The sequence below is a fragment of the uncultured Sphaerochaeta sp. genome, assembly GCF_963676625.2.
In the GTDB taxonomy this organism is placed as follows: Bacteria; Spirochaetota; Spirochaetia; order Sphaerochaetales; family Sphaerochaetaceae; genus Sphaerochaeta.
Genome location: NZ_CAXXYB010000004.1, coordinates 1,164,756 through 1,183,952 on the forward strand (window position 1 = coordinate 1,164,756; position 19,197 = coordinate 1,183,952).

16 protein-coding genes are annotated in these 19,197 nt (G+C 43.6%); 7 read left to right on the forward strand and 9 right to left on the reverse strand.

The window, feature by feature from the left end; translation table 11 throughout:
- Window positions 1-5: 5 nt before the first annotated feature.
- Complete coding sequence (locus ACHZBG_RS08360; RefSeq protein ID WP_320128994.1) at window positions 6-212, reverse strand: SlyX family protein; 207 nt, start codon at window positions 210-212, stop codon at window positions 6-8.
- Between the two features lie 163 nt (window positions 213-375).
- On the opposite strand from ACHZBG_RS08360, the gene ACHZBG_RS08365 reads away from it, so the two are divergent.
- The 3 genes from ACHZBG_RS08365 to ACHZBG_RS08375 all read left to right on the forward strand — a co-directional run bounded on the left by ACHZBG_RS08365 (window position 376) and on the right by ACHZBG_RS08375 (window position 4,381).
- Window positions 376-1,344, forward strand: a complete 969-nt coding sequence (locus tag ACHZBG_RS08365; protein ID WP_320128995.1) for a WYL domain-containing protein — start codon at window positions 376-378, stop codon at window positions 1,342-1,344.
- 57 nt (window positions 1,345-1,401) lie between these two features.
- Window positions 1,402-1,560 carry a rubredoxin gene (gene rd / locus ACHZBG_RS08370; RefSeq protein ID WP_320128996.1) on the forward strand — a complete coding sequence of 53 codons (159 nt, stop codon included), beginning with the start codon at window positions 1,402-1,404 and terminating at the stop codon, window positions 1,558-1,560.
- A gap of 223 nt (window positions 1,561-1,783) precedes the next feature.
- Entirely contained in the window at window positions 1,784-4,381 is a 2,598-nt protein-coding gene (locus ACHZBG_RS08375) for a GGDEF domain-containing phosphodiesterase (protein ID WP_320128997.1), read from the forward strand.
- Between the two features lie 73 nt (window positions 4,382-4,454).
- On the opposite strand, the gene ACHZBG_RS08380 is transcribed toward ACHZBG_RS08375, so the two are convergent.
- Both ACHZBG_RS08380 and ACHZBG_RS08385 read right to left on the reverse strand, forming a co-directional pair.
- Window positions 4,455-4,928, reverse strand: coding sequence for a GNAT family N-acetyltransferase (locus tag ACHZBG_RS08380; RefSeq protein WP_320128998.1), 474 nt, complete (start codon window positions 4,926-4,928; stop codon window positions 4,455-4,457).
- A complete protein-coding gene (locus ACHZBG_RS08385) occupies window positions 4,925-6,247 on the reverse strand; it encodes an MFS transporter (protein ID WP_320128999.1) in 1,323 nt (440 codons plus the stop codon). Before ACHZBG_RS08385 ends, ACHZBG_RS08380 begins: the two co-directional genes overlap by 4 nt.
- An 80-nt stretch (window positions 6,248-6,327) precedes the next feature.
- Between ACHZBG_RS08385 and ACHZBG_RS08390 the strand changes: the two genes are divergently transcribed.
- Genes ACHZBG_RS08390 through ACHZBG_RS08405 form a run of 4 tightly spaced genes read left to right on the forward strand, consistent with a single transcriptional unit; the run spans window position 6,328 to window position 11,509 of the window.
- Window positions 6,328-7,113 (forward strand): nitroreductase family protein, encoded by a 786-nt coding sequence (locus tag ACHZBG_RS08390; RefSeq protein ID WP_320129000.1) that lies wholly within the window; start codon window positions 6,328-6,330, stop codon window positions 7,111-7,113.
- A 52-nt stretch (window positions 7,114-7,165) separates the two neighbouring features.
- Window positions 7,166-8,782: a response regulator gene (locus ACHZBG_RS08395; RefSeq protein WP_320129001.1), complete on the forward strand. Its 1,617-nt coding sequence runs from the start codon at window positions 7,166-7,168 to the stop codon at window positions 8,780-8,782.
- A gap of 4 nt (window positions 8,783-8,786) precedes the next feature.
- On the forward strand, window positions 8,787-10,553 hold the full coding sequence (locus tag ACHZBG_RS08400) for a sensor histidine kinase (RefSeq protein ID WP_320129002.1): 1,767 nt from the start codon (window positions 8,787-8,789) through the stop codon (window positions 10,551-10,553).
- Complete coding sequence (locus ACHZBG_RS08405; protein ID WP_320129003.1) at window positions 10,550-11,509, forward strand: substrate-binding domain-containing protein; 960 nt, start codon at window positions 10,550-10,552, stop codon at window positions 11,507-11,509. Before ACHZBG_RS08400 ends, ACHZBG_RS08405 begins: the two co-directional genes overlap by 4 nt.
- Window positions 11,510-11,558: 49 nt before the next feature.
- Here the strand turns inward: ACHZBG_RS08405 and mglC are convergent, their stop codons facing one another.
- The 6 genes from mglC to ACHZBG_RS08435 all read right to left on the reverse strand — a co-directional run bounded on the left by mglC (window position 11,559) and on the right by ACHZBG_RS08435 (window position 19,087).
- Window positions 11,559-12,590, reverse strand: coding sequence for a galactose/methyl galactoside ABC transporter permease MglC (gene mglC / locus ACHZBG_RS08410; protein WP_320129004.1), 1,032 nt, complete (start codon window positions 12,588-12,590; stop codon window positions 11,559-11,561).
- Between the two features lie 13 nt (window positions 12,591-12,603).
- Entirely contained in the window at window positions 12,604-14,109 is a 1,506-nt protein-coding gene (locus ACHZBG_RS08415) for a sugar ABC transporter ATP-binding protein (protein ID WP_320129005.1), read from the reverse strand.
- 101 nt (window positions 14,110-14,210) lie between these two features.
- Window positions 14,211-15,227 (reverse strand): galactose ABC transporter substrate-binding protein, encoded by a 1,017-nt coding sequence (locus tag ACHZBG_RS08420; RefSeq protein WP_320129006.1) that lies wholly within the window; start codon window positions 15,225-15,227, stop codon window positions 14,211-14,213.
- 320 nt (window positions 15,228-15,547) lie between these two features.
- Window positions 15,548-17,251, reverse strand: a complete 1,704-nt coding sequence (locus ACHZBG_RS08425) for an oleate hydratase (RefSeq protein ID WP_320129007.1) — start codon at window positions 17,249-17,251, stop codon at window positions 15,548-15,550.
- Between the two features lie 150 nt (window positions 17,252-17,401).
- The gene (locus ACHZBG_RS08430; protein WP_320129008.1) at window positions 17,402-17,971 is read right to left on the reverse strand and encodes a TetR-like C-terminal domain-containing protein; all 570 of its coding nucleotides are present in this window, start codon (window positions 17,969-17,971) and stop codon (window positions 17,402-17,404) included.
- Window positions 17,972-18,136: 165 nt separating this feature from the next.
- Window positions 18,137-19,087, reverse strand: a complete 951-nt coding sequence (locus ACHZBG_RS08435; protein WP_320129009.1) for a pectinesterase family protein — start codon at window positions 19,085-19,087, stop codon at window positions 18,137-18,139.
- Window positions 19,088-19,197 lie beyond the last annotated feature (110 nt).

Genomic DNA, 19,197 nt, shown 5'->3' on the forward strand with positions numbered 1-19,197 from the left:
CACAATCAATAATGGGGCGGCCTTCGGCTAGGACGGAGGCCGTCTCCTGTTTCTTCCATCAAGTCAGATACTTTCTTTTCCAATTTTTCCAGATGACTTTCCAAAAGAGCAATCTCTTTTGCCTGCTCAGTCACTATTCTATTGAGGGTCTCCACCGTTTCTTCGGAATATGAAAATTTCATTTCCAATGCATCCAGACGTTCTTCAATCATATTGATTCCTTTTGTTCATCGTACCATGCAAGGGTATAGGCATACAATGTCCTTTTTTTGTTGCATTTTCAACAAACACAGAGCTTTTTTTATTGTCTCAAAACAGTTTCATGCTATACTGGCATAAGATTTGTTGCAAAATGGTGCACGAAAGGGGTAACACATGAAAGGTGAACGAGTAGCCCAACTCGAATTATTACTACATTCACACCCTGAAGGTTTACGCAGGGCAGAAATTGCCAGACGCCTGGGAGTCCATCGATCGACGATAAGCAGATATGTAGACGAGCTGAAACAATATATTGATGTATATGAAGACAATAACCTCATAAAAATTAAAAACAGGGACGGTGACGAGAATATTGCACTCAGTGTCTATGAGAGCCTCGCCTTCAATCTCTCTGCAGAAATACTGGCAACAAATTCCGAATTCCAGAACCCCCATCTTGCTTCTGGACTGCGAAAAATAGCGGTGAACATGCGCTCGTATGCTCCAAAAATCAGCGACAATGTCATCAACCTCGCTGAACAAATCGATAAGCAAGTCCAATTGAAAAAAGAAAACAGCAAGTTCAATTCAATCCTTGAAGTCCTTATTGATTCCTGGGTATCAGGACGTATCGTAAGGATTGTCCAAACAGAAACTGGCCTGGAACCAATGGAAACCGAATTGGCTCCCTATTTTATCGGATTCAGGGAAGAAGATAGCGGGGGAAGAAATCCCATAAGCGTGACTGGTCGGTTACGCCATACCACAGAGATCATCACCATAGATATCAGCACAATTACCAGTGCAATAATCCTTGATGAAACCTATACGATTCCAGACAACCTCAAACCCTTTAAGCTGAAGGAAAATGAAGAACGTTACGAAAGCATGGATATGATCCCACTACGATTGAAGCTCAAGGAACAGTCTGCCATGAACGCTTTCCATGCAGTGGTCCATGGAACCCCTGAATTTGAAAAACAAAGTGATGGATCCCTTATTTGCAAGATGGATGCCGAAAACTCCATCGAGCTTTTTTTGAGAATCATACAATGCGGGGATTCAGTGGAAATCCTGTCCCCTGAAAGCTTCAAGAAGAAATTTTGCAAGATGCTCAATAAAATTCTTGTAATTTACCAATAACTTCTTATTGCCCATAGCTCATATTATCGATATTGTATTGAATAGGAGGATACGACAATGAAAGAATACGAATGCGACCTTTGTGGCTATATTTACGATCCAAAAGTAGGAGATCCTGACAACGGGGTCAAACCAGGAACAGCCTTTGAAGATTTGCCAGATGATTGGGTTTGTCCTCTTTGTGGAGCAGCAAAATCTGATTTTTCACCTCGCTAAACAGCATATGTACCAAAAGGGAATTATCCATAAAACAATTATTGGATAATTCCTTTTTTTTTCATCAAACCCCTTGTTTCCCTTCTTATTTTTCCCATACTTTTATTCAGTTTTTATTCATTCTGTTAGTAACAAGAGCATGGTTATGCAAAATTGATACATAATCTTATGAAAAATAATAAAAACATGCTAATCTAGAAAGACACAAAAGAGGAAACCAAAGATGGATCAACAAGATAAAGCAACGGTGATTCTTTTATGTGATGAAAATCCAACAAAACAGGATTTATATAAGCTTCTCTCAGAAAATTTTACGGTAATTGAAGAAAATACGGTACAAGACACCCTGGATTTGCAACAATCCCTAACAGAGGCACCTCTTGTGGTACTGGATCTGATCAACTCCTACGATAAGGGCTTCTCCTATCTGAATGCACGAACAACCCATGCAGCGGCAATGAAAAGCCCCGTTTTATCCATGATACATCCTGAGGACCGGCAAACCATTGAACAGTCCTTTGCCTTGGGCTCTTCCAATTGTTTCTTTTTCCCGATGGAACCGGAATTACTCAAAACCATGATATTGGATATCCTGGAAAAACAACAAAATCCCATACAAGAAAGGCTCTCGTTCCAAAAATCCTACAATGGCATTGCTTTCTTTGAATACACGGCCCATTACATGAGACCGATTTATATAAATGCAATGGAGACCTCCCAAAAAGAGGGTTCTTCGAAGTTTCAAGATTTTTGTATGAAAGTACCCAATGCCTTCAGTTTGTTCACAGCAAATTCACAATTGCTACTTGAAGAGAAAATTCTGGAGATCCTTGAAACCAAGGACACCTATACCCTCAACTTGGAAACCGGTAACAGCTCACAACTCCCTCCATCTTGTATGTTTCAGATTTCCTGGGTTCCCTTTTCTAGCTCAAATCATCCAGTTATCCTGTTCGTAGTACTTGAAAGCTGGGAACAACATGCAAAGAAAAAATGCATGGAGGCTCAGTTGCAACTCGATCCCCTCACCAATCTCTATAACAGAGAAGCATTTTACAAGGAAGCAAATACTCTCATCCAACAAAACAGGGACACTACATATCTCTATATCCGTTGGAATGTAGTCCGATTCAAGATTATCAACGATATGTTCGGTAACAAAACAGGAAATTCAGTTCTCAAGCATATTGCAAAGGGCTTTTCGACCTGGGTCGGCAATCGAGGAATTTGCGGGAAATTCTATTCCGACCAATTTGCTTTTTGCATTCCACAAACAGGTTTCGATCCTGAGCTCTTTTCCAGTTATTCCCTCGCCTTGCTCAAGTCGACAGGAGTAAACCTGACTCTCCAGATGACGTTTGGAGTATATGAGATCACTGATATCACCCTTCCTGTAGAAAGGATCAACGACCGAGCAAAATTGGCAATGAGAAGTATTCGTGAAAACAGTGCCAAACCATATTGTTTCTACGACGCGGCAATGAGAGACAAAGTACTCTCTGCACAGAAAATTACGGATACAGCGGAGAATGCCTTGCAGACCGACCAGTTCATCATCTACCTGCAACCAATTTTCAACATCAATGAAAATCACTTTGTCGCAGCGGAAGCTTTGGTTCGATGGGTGCATCCGATAGAGGGCATAATCTCTCCCAAGGACTTCATTCCACTCTTTGAAGAAAACGGGTTTATCGAAAAACTCGATATGTATGTACTTGAACAAACCTGCAAGCTACAACGATCCTTGATCGACGAAGGAAAAAGGGTACTCCCCATTTCCATCAACCTCTCGCGAATTGACTTTTTCGATTCAGAACTTTGTGAAAAAATCATACAGATGGTTGATCATTATGATCTCTCTCATGGCCTCATTTATCTCGAGATCACGGAAACTGCCTACATGGACAATCCCAAACAACTGCTCGATACAATCAGCATTCTGCAAAAGCAAGGTTTCAAGATACTGATGGATGATTTCGGTTCAGGATATTCTTCCTTGAATACCCTGCAGGATGTCCCTATAGATATCTTGAAACTTGATATGCTTTTTTCAAGGCAGATAGGAATTTCAAACAAGTCTGAAACCATTGTACAGAGTATAGTAAACATGGCACGGGGTCTCAATCTACCTGTCATTGCCGAAGGTATCGAGACACAACAGCAGGCAACTTTCTTCAAATCAATCGGATGCCCTCTCATACAGGGTTATCTTTTCTCAAAACCCTTGCCAGAAAAAGAGTATAGGAAACGCATCTTCCAGGAAGGGACACAGATTGCCGAAACCAGACAAACCAAGACGATTCCCCTTCCGATGAACAACCTGCTTGTTTCGCGTTATAGGAAACTCCTGGAGACAGTGTTCATAACAATTTTCGAGGTAAATTTTTCGCAGAATACCTACACAAACCTCTATGCCGACGACGGCTTTACCCTATTGCCCTTTGGTATCGCAGGTTCCTTGCAGGAGGCTGAATTGTTTGTAACCCAAAAACTCATACATCCGGATGATCGTAGGCAATACGCAGAACAAAACAAAAATACTGCCCAAGCAACCAAGGAAAAACCAGGAAGCCTGCAGACCTCTGAGCTGAGACTCCTGAATCGCAATGGCTTCTATTGCACGGTCCAACGCTTCCTGGTGAAAATGGAATCAAGGACCAACGATTCAGTATACCTCAGCTTGCTGGCCAAAAAGGAAAACAACCATTTGGCTTCTTGTATCCTTGAAGCCATAAGCGACTTGGAGGCCCAAAGAAAGGGAGAACAACAGTATTGCATAGACAGATTGCAACCACGACCATTACCTTTGAACGGAATTTAAAAACGAAATACCGTATCAGCAGGAAACCCTTCAATTTGGAATAAAATTCAAAAGGAACATAAAAGAACCAACACTAGCTTTTTGAGAAAGCCTCCAAGGAAGGACCTGTCAACCGAAAGACAGACCAGTCCTCCTGGGGACAGGCTCCAAGACTTTTGTAAAAATCGATGCTACTTTGGTTCCAATCCAGACAAGCCCATTCAACCCTTGCACAGCCTTCTTTATTTGCCAACTGGGCAATCTCTGTTATCAAGGCCTTTCCAAATCCTCTGCCTCTATACTCTTTTTGAATATACAAGTCCTCAATATAGAGACCACAGCACCCTTTCCAGGTAGAAAAATTATAAAAATAGAGGGCAAACCCTATTTCCAAGCCATCATTACAACAAAACAGTACCGATGCTTTTTTCTTTTCAAACAACCACAAACGCATTTGTTCAGGGGTCGCAACCACTTCACTTTCCAACTTCTCATATATTGCCAGTTCTCTGACAAACTGTAAAATCCTGGGAATATCATTTTCGTTAGCTTCTCGAATGGTCATCATTGATGGTGCACTATCTCCTTTTCAATTACATTGGTAAGTCGTTCCTCTTCGGTGATAATCAATGGAGATTCCTTGAGAAAGGTACTTCCTATCATGCAGGCAAACATTAATGTAGCAAAAAAAGCAAGCATCCTTCCTGCATAAGGAGCTCCTCCCAAGAGGGTAAGAATCATGAGGACAGAACCAATGGCCTGGGAGCAAAGCATAATCACGGCCTGGATAATCTCCTCTGAAACCCCTTGTCCCAATTCCGCGGCATATTGCAGACCAATGGGAATTGAACTCAGCAAGAAAAAACCAAAAATGGAGGTCCCCAAAAGGGCCACAGTCGTATTGGAAAAGAAAAATTGACCGATATCTTGGCTGAATATCAGAAGGAGAAGACCGGGAATTGAGCAAAAGCAGCAAAGCACATAGAAGAATTTCCGTTTACGGAATTTATCGGAAAAAGAAGGCAAGACAATTGCCCCAAGCATACCTCCACCAAGCAAGGCAATTCCTAGCTTTCCATTGGAATCAGGGAAACCCAACAAGGAACTTACAAAATCGACCTTGCTCAAGAAAGTCATGAGCACGCCCCATCCGATGGCAAAGATAAAAATCAATCCGCGAAGGGAAGGATTCGCACTCATAATGGCAAAGGATCGGAAAAAAGAAAACTTGGATTCTGGCTGGAAAGAAGAAGAAGGTGAATGAGGATTCTCACGCATCAGCAATGCGGCAACCAGGGCAAACACGCCACTTATTAGAGAATACACGATGATCATTTTTTCAAAACCACTGCCATAATTTATTGAGGCTGCATCGGTGATAATAAAGAGAGGAGAGAACACCATAACAAAACCCAACGAAAAATACTGGGTGGCCGATATGATACCGACGGCCATTCCCCTTTCACGGATTGAGAACCATCTGGAAATTATCTCAGTAATACTGTTCAAAATCAAAGCCTGGGCTATAGCCAGAATAAATTGACTGAAAAGAAAAATCGAAAAACTGTCCACATACACACCTTTGCACAGACTTGCAAAGATAATCAGGGAAGAGGCTATCCATATACTGATGGTGATTCCAAAACGATGTATCGCATAGGAACAAGGTAGGCTCGCAACAACGAATACCACCATATAGGTCAAGGAAAACAAATCAATGGGAGAAGCAAATGATTCACTGAAGTGTCCTTGAAAAAACAGGTTGGCAACTCTTCCGACCGGTGCAAGATTCATCCATTGAATCTCTACGGCAAAAACCAAAAGCATGAGGGAAAAGAGGATGAGCCATCGATATCGGTAAACCTTGACGCTTTTCATATCGTTCATGATAGCTCAACTCTCGTTCTTTGTATATCTTGTCCAATTGCATCTTGGCATAAGCCAATTTCAACGGTTATAATCATTGTATGAATGAAACTTTGAATATACTTGATAAACGCAGATCAGTTCGGTCTTTTCTTGAAAAGGAAATAACTCCAGAAGATGCCAAAGCCATCAAAATAGCAACCCTTCGTGCACCTACAGCAGGAAATATGACCCTCTATTCCGTAATTGAAGTTACCGATCAAAAGGAAAAGGAAACTCTGGCGACACTTTGCGATGACCAACCCATGATCGCAAAAGCTCCCATGGTCTGGATCTTTCTTGCCGATATGCAAAAATGGGTCAACTATTTTCAGGAAGGGGGCTCCAAAGCCAAGGGAGAACAGAAAAACCTGGCTGCCTGGAGAAATCCTGGACTGGGAGACCTCCATCTTTGTTTGCAAGATGCCATCATTGCTGCCCAAACATCGGTAATCGCTGCCGAATCCTTGGGTATCGGCTCCTGTTACATCGGGGATATCCTGGAAAACTTTGAACAGGTCAAAACCGTGTTGAATCTCAGTAGCTATACCATTCCTGCGTGTATGGTAGTCTTTGGATACAAGAAAAACCAACAAGAGATAAAGCTGACCCCACGATGTCTTGAAGAGTCAATATTCATGGAGAATCAATATCAAGAGTTGCATCTTGATCAGTTGGAAGCGGCTTTTTCTCCCTTGGAAAAACAAAGAAGGGCAACCAATAGCCTACCTTTTGATAATACGGGATCCATTGCGGATTATTATTACTTCAAAAAGCATACCAGTGATTTCATGGAGGAAATGAACCGTTCAACCGCTGTGATGTTTGACCATTGGACAAAAGCCTGACAGCTCTTGGATTTTCTTGCGTGTTGGTGTTTTTCATACTACCATATATCCTATGCCATATAAAATTCTGCTAGTAGATGACGAAACACCAGTGCGCGAGGGCATCCGTGACAGGACTCCCTGGGAGGCCTATGGGTTCTCCATCGTGGGAGAAGCCGGCAACGGAATAGAAGCCCTGGAAATAATAGATGAACTGCATCCTGATGTTGTCATTACCGATATTCGTATGCCCTATCTCGACGGCATGGAACTCATCAAGCAAATACGGTATTCCTATCCACCGATAACCATCATCATCCTCAGTGGCTATGATGAATTTACCTACGCCCAGCAAGCCATCAGATATGATGTGAGTGAGTATGTTCTCAAACCTGTTTCCGTCGAGGATATTTGCAAGCTACTTGAACGGACAGCCAAACGCCTCGATGAGGATATCATCAGGATGCAAGACCAGAACAGGCTAAAAAACGCCTATCAGCAGGCCTTGCCCCTGATCAAGGAAAAGTTTTTGGTCTCTTTGCTTACCTCTGTACACCAGGTCTCAGACGATTCCTTCATTGCCAAGGCGAAGGAATATGGATATGACCTTGCCGGTGATGAATTCGTGGTAGCAACGTTTGAGACAGACCACAAGATGGAAAATGATCCCCTGCAGGCTATGGCGATGCTTCAGATAGCCGAAGAGGTATTGCACAAGGATCAGGGGCCAAATGTTTTCCAGTTTGAAAACCAAATCATAGCGATTTTTACAGGAAACAGCTTCAACCAGAAACACTATGATTCAAATTTCATGAAAAAGACCTTCAGGCAAGTAGAACAACTCCATGCCTATCTCAGCAAGTATTTTACGTTTCCCATACCCATTGGTTTGGGTACCCTGGGACATACTCCCTCAACCATTGCCTTATCCTATAGGCAAGCCTTGGCAGCCTTGAACTACAGTTCTTTTTATCCTGATCAGAACATACTGTATATAAGTGACTTGGAAAAACCCAATGCAAAGCTGGAAAAAAATAATTTCGAAACGCTTTGCAGCAATTTCATCATCTCAGTGAAAATGGGCTCAGAAGAACAAATGATCGAGAATGTCGACAAACTCTTCGGAGAACAAGTAGCCCTGCTTTCCATCGAAAGGTTGCAATCGTATATATTGGGTATCCTTTCCGCCCTTAATGAATTAGTGGTAGAATATAGTTATTCGTTATCTGATTTCAACGATGACCAGGAAACAAGAAACTTTTTCTCGGAAATCGGTACCTTGACCACTCTGGGAAAAGCTCGTCGATGGTTTTCCCGATTGGCCGGGAATATCCAGACCACCATCAGTGGACAGCGGCAAAATTCACATATCCAGTTTGTCGAACAAGCCAAGGCCCTCATAAACACCCACTTTCAGGAAACAGGATTTGGTCTTGATGAGGTCTGCGATAGTATCGGAATCAGCCCCTCTTATTTCAGCACGACGTTCAAACGGGAAACAGGTTTTTCCTTTGTCCAATACCTTACCAATACCCGCCTTTCCCGCGCCAAGGAGCTTTTGATAAAAACAGAGGACAAAACCTACGAGATTGCCAGGGCCATAGGCTTTACCGAACCAAACTATTTCAGCTTCTGCTTCAAGCGATATGAAGGGTGTTCCCCTTCACAATACAGACAAGGCCACAGGTAAAGGAATGCATACCAACCTCCAGGATAGAAGTATCAAAACCATCCTTACCATTGCAATTGCCGTGGTTTCTATTTCTTTTACCCTTTTCATCACTATCATTCTCTACCATGAATTCTCCAATACCATCAAGGAAAATGCAACTGTCTCCACCCGAGAGATCGTCCGCCAGGTCAATGCAAACCTTAGTTACTATATCAATGATATCGTAACCGTTGCCGGGTATGCCCGGGAACTTGCAAAACAAACAGACCAATATTCAACTAAGGAAATCGAAGGGAAACTGAAAGCTATCCTTGCAAGTCGTCAGGATATCGTCTCCCTCATTTTGTTTGACATGGAGGGAAACAGACTTTTTGGAACATCCCAGACTCCAATACGGGAATCCCAAAAAATAGTTGCCCAACAATGGTTCACCAGGGCCATAGGAGGTGAAGGAAACTTCTATTTTACAGGACCACATGTACAACAACTATTTCCTAGCCAATATCCTTGGGTCATCACCTATAGTCAGCAGATCAGTTATACCAAACCAGGAGGAGAACTCGAACAGGGACTCTTGCTCATCGACATGAATTTCTCAGCCGTCAGCGAACTCTGCCAAAGTGCAAAACTAGGAACCACCGGATATGTCTATTTCATTGATAACAACGGAAAGATTGTCTACCATCCCCTTCAGCAACTGATCAATTCCAATATCTTCAAGGAAGATCTCGACGCGGTCAATGACCATATCTTCGGAACCTTCACCAGCACGTTTGACGGACGAGAAAGACTCACCATCATCGACACTGTCAATAATTGCCGCTGGAGAATCGTAGGAGTCGCCTTCATGGATGAATTGATGCGAGGCTTGAATCAATTCACTACCCTGATGATACTCTTGGTTCTTGTCTGTATCATTATCACCATCTTTCTTGCCAGACTGGTATCCTCTTGGATCAGCAGGCCTATACGACAATTGGAAAAATTGATGATCTCAGTGGAAAACGGGGATCTTTCGGTACCTCCCCCGGTAAAGGGTAACAAGGAAGTGGCAGCCCTCTCCCTCTCCTTTGCAAAGATGATTCAACGAATCCGACAACTGATGGACGATATAGTAAAATCCCAGGAGATGAAAAGAAAGTTTGAACTTGATGCCCTCCAGGCAAAGATCAACCCACATTTTCTCTACAATACCCTTGATTCAGTCGTTTGGATGGCAGAGCAAGGGGATACCGAAGGGGTTATTAAAATGATTACGTCCCTGGCCAAACTTTTCCGAATTTCCATCAGCAAAGGCCATGACATCATTACGTTGGAAGAGGAACTGGAACATGTCCGCAACTACTTGATCATCCAACAGACACGCTATAGGGGAAAATTTGAATTCTCCATCGATCTTCCTGCCGATATGCTGGACCTACCCACCATCAAGCTCATAGTCCAGCCCATCGTGGAAAATGCAATCTACCATGGTATCAAGTATCTACAGGAACTGGGGCATATTGATATCAAGGTTTTCAGAAGAAAACCAGGGGCCATCGTCATTGAAGTGAAGGACAATGGGGTCGGAATGGATGAGAATACCCTATTGCATATACTTAAGTGTTCGGCAAACCATCTCCCTGATGGAAGTGGTATCGGTGTAAAAAATGTCCACCAAAGAGTCCAATTATATTATGGTTCGGACTTTGGACTGGAAATCTCCAGTGAACTGGATGAAGGAACCTTGGTAAATATCATCATCCCGGAGAACTCTCCGATACACACAATCAAGGTGGAAAAGAAATGAAACGTACATTTTCCCGATATCTGATAATTCTCGTTATTTCCCTCCTTCTATTTTCATCTTGCGAAAAACGAAATGAAAAGGATAATCCCTATCGAATCGCGGTCATCACCATGATGCAAGGAGGAGAATTCTGGGGGGAAGTAAAGAATGGGGCCCGGAATGCACGGACCAAGACTGATACTGTTTTGGAATTTCTTGCCCCGGTAAATGAATCTGACTATGAAGGCCAGATTGCCTGCGTCGAAAAGGCAATCGAAGAAAAGTTTGATGCGATTGTCCTATCTCCCAGCCATAGCATCAACCTTGAGGAGGTTGTCCGTAAGGCAAGGTCAAAGGGTATTGAAGTTGTTCTGGCAGATTCTTCCCTCGCCACGGAGACTGCCGATTTTTCCATAACAGCTGATTACAAAAAGATCGGCAAAGAAATGGCCTACCATGCGTTCTCCCTGTTTGCAAAGGATGAAAGCATCAACGCAATGGTTCTGGGATCCCTACCCGACAGCACGCCCATGACCAATATGATGCAAGGTCTCGTGGAGGTTTTCAATACCAACGACAAGGCAACCATTCGTTATGCAACCTATAGCTTCAGCGACGAATCAAGAGCCAAGGACATTACCCAAAAAACCATCAGTGAGGATACCTCGGTAAACCTGGTATTCGCCTTGGAAGAAAATACAGCCCATGGAGCGGCCGATGCAATCAAAGGAAAAGAGGGTATTCACTTCATAGCTTTCGGGACCACCCAATATGAAATCCAATTATTGGAGAATAACGGTCTGGATGCCCTGGTGGTGGTAAATGCCTTTAATATGGGATATCGCTCGGTACAAGCTGCCGTGGATCTTCTCAATGGCAGGAAACCTGTAGAGAAGACGGTGGATTTCGCCTTGGTAACCAAAAAAACCATGTTCAATGAAGAATACCAGAGATTATTATTCCAATCCCTGAACTAAAGAAAGGGGACCATCTCCAGACAGTCCCCTGTAACGGAAAAAGAAAGAACTATTTCTTCTGCACGTATTTGCGGATATCGAACGAAACCGCAGTAACAATGATCAGACCCTTGATGATGTTCTGCCAGTACGGATTGACACCAATAAAAGTCAGGCCATAGTTGATGAAGGAAAAAATGATAACACCGGCGATTACCCCGCTGACCGTGCCAACGCCACCGGTAGTGGAAACTCCCCCGACTACACAAGAAGCGATGGCATCAAGTTCATAACCATTACCATAGTTATTCGTAGCACCACCAGTTCTTGCCGCTTCCAATACCCCTGAGAAAGCAATGAGTCCACCGCAGAGACCAAAAAGGCCGACCAAAGTCTTGGTGATATTGATACCGGACACGGCTGCAGCCTCAGGATTGCCACCGACTGCATAGATATTCTTGCCAAATACTGTCTTATTGAGTATTACCCAGACAATCACGGCGACAACAGCGGCAAAAATACAAATGACAGGTATGAAACCTATCGATCCAGACCCAAGAAAGGTGAAATCATTCCTCAATCCTCCGATGGGTTGGCTATTGTTTGGGGTCATATTGAAATAGATGGAAGTCACTCCATAGATTATCAACATTGAACTGAGGGTTGCAATGAAGGCAGGAACCTTGAATTTAGCTACTATCATTCCGTTTCCCATTCCAAACAGCGTCCCGACAAGAACAGCCAACAATATGGGAAAGATAATGGATATCTGTCCAAGTTCAGGGTAGAAACGTCGAACATAATCAGGATTCTGCAAAAAGGATGCAGAAATTACTGCTGCCATACCAACCATACGTCCACCACCAAGGTCAACGCCACCAGTCAGAATAACAAACATCATCCCCAGGGCCATGATGATTTTCGTCGAACTCATCATCAAGATATCACGGACAACACGTAGGCTTAAAATTCTTGGATTGATTATCGCTATGACAACAACCAAAAGCAAAAGAACCAGAAAGATTGCCTTTTCCATGGCAAATTGCTTGAGGGTTTTCTTTCCACTCACCAGATTGTCAGTCGCAGTATTATTATTTTTCATATTGACTCCTTACCTAGCCGACATACTTCGTCGCCAGTTGCATTATTTCTTCCTGGTCAGTCTTCTTGCTGTCTACCGTACCGGCAACACGCCCTTCACTCATCACCACGATTCTATCAGTCATGCCGATCAATTCCGGCATTTCCGAACTGATCATGATGACACCTTTGCCCTGGGCTGCAAGAGCAGACATAATCACATAGATTTCATATTTTGCCCCAACGTCTATACCTCTGGTCGGTTCGTCAAGAATCAGGATATCGGGAGTAGTCAGCAACCAACGGGCGATCAATACCTTTTGTTGATTCCCTCCGCTAAGACTCTTTATGAGGGTTTTTGCAGAAGGGGTCTTTACATCCAGTTCCTTGAGGCTTTTATCGACATCGGCACTCATCCAATTATTTACGAGCAACCGGGCCTTATTCGTATAGGAAGACATATTTGCAATAAGAAGATTATCCTGAACAGAAAGTACCGGGAAAATTCCCGTTGCCCGTCGTTCTTCCGTCAACAGAGCCATTCCCAGTTTCTTGCCCTCATAGGCACTGTTGCAAACCTTTTCCTTGCCCTTGATATACAAATGTCCTTCACTGTGAAGACGAAGACCAAACACAGCTTCCATGACTTCCGTTCGTTGGGCTCCGACAAGTCCCCCGATTCCAAGAATCTCGCCCTTATGGAGGGTCATGGAAACATTTTGGAAACTTCTCTTGCTTGGAGAGGTATAATTTTCGATGCGGAGCAACTCTTCCCCGATCTTGCTTTCACGCGCTGGAAACCTATTGGTAAGATCGCGTCCTACCATCTTCTTGATTATCAAGGAGGTGGTGAGTTCATTGGCTGCCCAGGTCCCGACATTCTTTCCATCACGCATAATGGTTACTTCATCGGAAATCTGCAGGATTTCTTCCATTTTATGAGAAATATAGATGATAGCCACACCCTTAGCCTTCAGGGCACGAATAATGGTAAACAAGTGATCTACTTCGTTTTCCGTCAGGGAGGAACTGGGTTCATCCATAATGATTATTTTCGATGCATAGGAAACAGCCTTGGCAATCTCAACGCTTTGTGCCTTGGAAACAGAAAGCATACGTAACTTATCGTCGGGCTTGATAGTCAGATTGAGTTCCTTCAACAATTCATCAGTTTTCTTGTACATCACTGAATGGTCGACGAAAGGACTTCTCTTCCCTCCAATCCGCGGAAAACGTCCCAACCAGATATTTTCCATGACCGAGCGATAGGGAATCAAATGCAATTCCTGATGTATCATCGAGATTCCAAGATGCAAAGCCTCTTTTACGTTTTCAATTTTTACAGGTTGTTCATTGAAAAGAATTTCACCTTGGTCCATTGAATACAGGCCAAACAAACATTTCATGAGCGTGGATTTACCTGCTCCATTTTCACCCATCAATGCATGTACTGTTCCTGGTCTTACTTTTAGCGTTACATCATCCAAAGCCTTAACACCAGGGAAAGATTTGGAGACATGGTTCATTTCTAATATGTACATACGGTTCCTTGGTGGCACTGGTCGCCCCAGAGCCCTTCTCTCTTATAAGAAACCCTCCGGATTTTCAAGAACCCGGAGGGAGAATCTACATCCAACCAGTCTTATTTAAACTGCTTGTAGTTTTCCTTGGTGACTTTCTGGTAAGGAACCCATACATACTTGCCATCAGAAATGGTATATCCGATAGAAGCAGAAGTCGGGGTTTTCCCAGTGGCCAATTCATAAGAAAGCATGAAGGTTGCACGGCCTTGGTTGACTGCGTCATTCAAGACGGTTCCAAGTAAGGTACCTTCTTCAAGAGCCTGAAGAGCGGGAGCAGTGGCATCAACACCTACGACGGGCATGAATTTTCCATCCTTGAAATAACCGGCAGCCTTGAGAGCTTCAATGGCACCAAGGGCCATGTCGTCGTTATTTGCAAATACGGCTTCAATCTTGTCGCCTTGGGAAGCAATGAAAGCAGCCATTTTTTCCTGGCCCTTGACGCGATCCCACATACCGGTATCTTCGGCAAGTTTCTCGACCTTCATTCCATTGTCCTTGAGACACTTGATGGAATATTCGGTACGAAGCTCTGCATCCTGGTGTCCGGGCTCACCTTTGAGCATGACATACTGGAGGACTCCATCACCATTGCGATCCATGGTAGCCTTATTGGCTTTCCAGTAATCGGCAATAATCTGGCCACTCATCGTCCCTGATTCCTCGGCCTTTGCACCGACATAGTATACCTTGTCCCATTTTGCCATATCTTCGGCAAGTGGTTCACGATTGAAGAATACTACGGGGATATTGGCTTTCTTGGCTTTGTCGATGATTACACCGGCGGCAGTACGATCAACAGGGTTGATTTCCATGGCTTTGACACCCTTGGTGATAAAGAGGTCAACCTTTTCATTCTGCGTGGCCTGGATGTTCATTGAATCAACAACATCAATCTTGGCATCAGTCTTGGCAGCTGCGGCAACGATGGCATTCTTGACCCCAGTCATGAAAGTGTCATCAAACTTGTAAATAGCACATCCGATCGACACGGAATTACTTTCACCTTGTCCTTGGGCGAAGACCGGCATCACAAGCGTGAGAGCCAGACTCAAAACAACAGCAAACTTTTTCATGTAATCCTCCTAAATGGATTTTCTCTATAGAAATTCTTGCATACCCCTTGCCTCCCGTATATGCAAAATTTTTGGGACAATCTTGGTTTTTTTTTGATATTGGATGCAAAACACCAAAAACCCTTAAGGAACCAAAAGTCAGGAAAACAACAAAGCACTTTGCAATATATCAAAACAGAGGACAATCCCTACAAAAAAGGCAACGATCCTGTTCGGAATGCAGAACGATAGTTCCCTTATTCCAGACAGTTCGTTGCCATGATTTTCCTTTCCTTCACAATGAATTCACAGGTAAAAGAAGCGGAAGAAAAACACTCAAACTATAATAATTTATTCAGTTCAAGATCTTTCAAGTTACTTACCAAGAGAGCCAGGGGAATGGTGCCCAGAGAGGTATTGCCTACACCCAAACAAGTTTTTGCGGCCTTGGACAAGACTCGGATATCGTACCAACCGGGATAAATCTCCTCAACGGGTTTATTCAGGTCCAGCAACCCGTAGACAGCCATCATTGCTGTGCGTACCGAGTATTCCACGGTGAAGACACAATCATGGGGAACTTCGGCATATTGGCCCAAGAATCCAAAATTCTGGCTTCCTGCGGGAATAACCTCAGGACGATCACCAGCAACACGAGGCATGAACTGTGAGGTAATATAGGGCATCATCGAGGGAATGACGTTGACGGTATGGTCAAGAATCGCAGGAATCTGTTTCTCCAAGCCCATATGGTACAGCAATTCCTCAAACATCTCGCGACCAGTGCATTCTGCATAGGTTTTCTTGATGTAGTCACCGGGGACATCCAGTTTCAAGGCATAGGCCCACAATACCTTGACGTTATCGGGTTGATCGATGAAATGAGGATGCTTAGGCACCACCCAGCTCATCAGCCAACTGGAATCCTTGATCGTTACCAAGCCACCCATTCCCGGCTTGTCACCAGTCAATTTGGTGAGGTACGGAAATACGATGTCGTCGTCTTTCAAGGTAACGGTGAAACTCATCCACTTGGTCTTGTCGACATCGGAGCAAAAAACTTCAGGATGTCCGAATTCTGGTGATTTTTTTGCAAGTTTTTCCCAGACGGAGAAACAACCCTTGTTCTCGGAACGATTGAGGGGAGCCGGGGTATTGAAATCACCACGTTGTGTATTCTGTGTCATGGAACCATTGGTGAACAATACAAGATCATCTGGGGCAACATCGATCTGTCCTGCTTTACCACTCTTGGTGAACAAGATACGTGTAGCGGTTTTCTTGCCATTTGAGAAATCAAAATCGATATCGGTTACATCACAACCCATCTGGAATTGCACACCATTGTCCTTCAACCAGGTAAGGAGAGGAAGGATCAGGGAATCAAATTGATTGTATTCGGTATGGAGAATTCCTTTCAAACAATTCATTCCCCCGATAAGATGCATGAATCGTTCGACGTAACGCTTTACCTCAACGACACTATGCCAAGGCTCAAAAGCAAACATCGTAACCCAGAAATACCAGAAATTTGTTTCGAAGAAACTAGGTGAGAAGAACTGTTCAATGGTAGTCCCACCCAGAGCCTCTTCTGTCAACATGTGCAACTTTGCCAATTCAAGGGCGTTTGCCTGACTCAATCCAAAGGAAGAGAAGTCGGAGGGAGTACCCTGTTTCTCCACCAAACGACAATGGGACTCAATCGGTTCTTCAATGTTCAGTTGGCGAAATTCATCCAGGATGCTGATATTTGGGTCATTGAGTGAAGGGATGAAAGAATAGAGATCATTGAAACACTCGAAATGGGATTCAATCTCACGACCACCCCTGGCAGTGTATCCTTTCTCGGCAGTTCCTGCCCCATCCATTGAACCACCTAACAGATCAAGCTTCTCAAGTATGTGAATATTTTTCCCTGGCATATGTGCATCATGGATCATAAATGCTGCTGCAGAAAGAGATCCAATGCCGCCACCAAGCAAGTAGGCATGGCGGTTTGCAATGTTTTCTGGAGTTTTTGGAGTAATTCTTTCGTAATTGTTCATAGTATTTTCCTCGTTCTTCTTTGCTTTTGCTCTTCAGGAGGAGCATTACAGAAACAAGGATACCCATGGGAAAATGGCTAATCAATGAACAAAATTACATGCACGTGTCATAATTGCACAACCAAGGCAAAGTGTATCGGAATACACGCATTATAGTTGTTTCATATCGAATTTTTGCAAAGTATGAATGATACTTCCACTCATGACCCGGTCAATCTGATCCGCCATCTGCTGGGGAGATTTCTCAAGATTGGTCTTGAGCCAGGCAGTAAAGACACCGACCAAGGCATTCGCATAAAATTCGCAACATTCCTGTTTGATTCCCTTGGGCAGGGTCATTGTTTGACTGATCTTTTTGACCACATCCTCCAGAAGCTGAAAGAAAACCCGATACAGGAAACCTTCCAGATGATCACGTCCCAAGGAATGAAAGGTATTCAAACAGATAACGCGGTTCCGTTCCGTATATTGCAGGACCAACAGAATACCTTCAGGCCATTGTGCAAGCGTGCAATACTGATCCAGCCCTTCGATGACTTCCTGATCGTATATCCATCCCAGCAATTCATACACATCACGAAAATGATTGTAAAATGTATGACGGGTAAGCCCACAATCATCGGTTATCATCTGCACATGTATGTGGTTTATGGGAGTGTTTGTCATAAGCTTCTTGAGCGAATCAGCCAAGGCTCTTTGTGTTATGGATGTATTGGACATACCTTTCCTCCACTGCTATCTGCCTTCCCTCTGTAGAAAAAGCACCAGCCTTACTATACAAGGATATCTTTCATAGTAATAAAAAGAAGGCTTTCAGGACACCCATGAATCAAAAGCTACCTAAATTGTAAATGGAACTCTTGTTTGTGATAGAAAATCTCTCTATCAGGAAACCTCAAATTCCTTCAGGGTTTCAGCTCTTTGTTTTTCATCAAGAAAAACCCTGTTCTCCCCTGGGAAAGCTACCGCACCAGGGCCCGTACTCCCCGATTCAAAGAATCGTGATTGCTTGGGGGTAAAGAAGACCTGGGTGCCATCAAGGCAGTTGGCATGCATGAAGGTCCAGCCTTCCTTATTGATATGCTCATCAAGAAAACAATCGATCAGTCCTGCATAGGAGACAATCGGGGGAGCTGCCTTGGGATGCCAGGGTCTTCCGATAAAGACACTTCTCGGAAGCACTTGATCTACTTCACTTAAAAACCTGCATTTATAAAATAAGAAACCAAGTGAATTTTCAAAAGTTGAGGGAGCACAGACATATCCACTTGCCTTTGAGAGTATCGAGCAATCGCAAAAGAGACTCTTTCCCTTTCCAAAGATAAAGTCTATGGATCCTTCTATGTAGCAGTCCTTCAATACATGGCTTCCTTCGTCAAGATATAACGTATCCTGATAACCCAGGAAACGACATCCACTCAGGTGTGTATCATCTGCCAAGGCCGTGGTCATGAAAGCTACTGCTTGCAAGCCTGTTTTCATTCCGGGGTTGTCCTTCACCAAATCCCAATGTGCAAAGTAATCGAAATCATTGGCAAAAGTAAGATTCTGGGCTTTGAACCGGGGAGCTGCTACGGTAACAGAAGCACTGGAAGCTGTTCCCAGAATTTTTCCACCTTGTTTTTGGGACGCAAAATCCCCATAGACAATTGTCGTACTATATGGGGAGGTACCTCGAAACGTACAATCAGGACGCTCAATGCGAAGTTTTTCCCGATACTCACCGGGAGCAAGAGTAAAGACAACTTCCCCTGTCAACCTCTTGCTAGCTTCCAAAGCCTCTCCTATTGTCAAGAATTCTGCGTCAGGCCCTATAGCCAATATATGTTCCTTCATGCTTCCAGCATACTACTGCAGGGAAATGACAGCAATTGATTCGCGTATTTTTCTGCTCTTGAAATCAACCTGTATCGATACCTAAACAAACAAAAAAGGAACTACCCGAT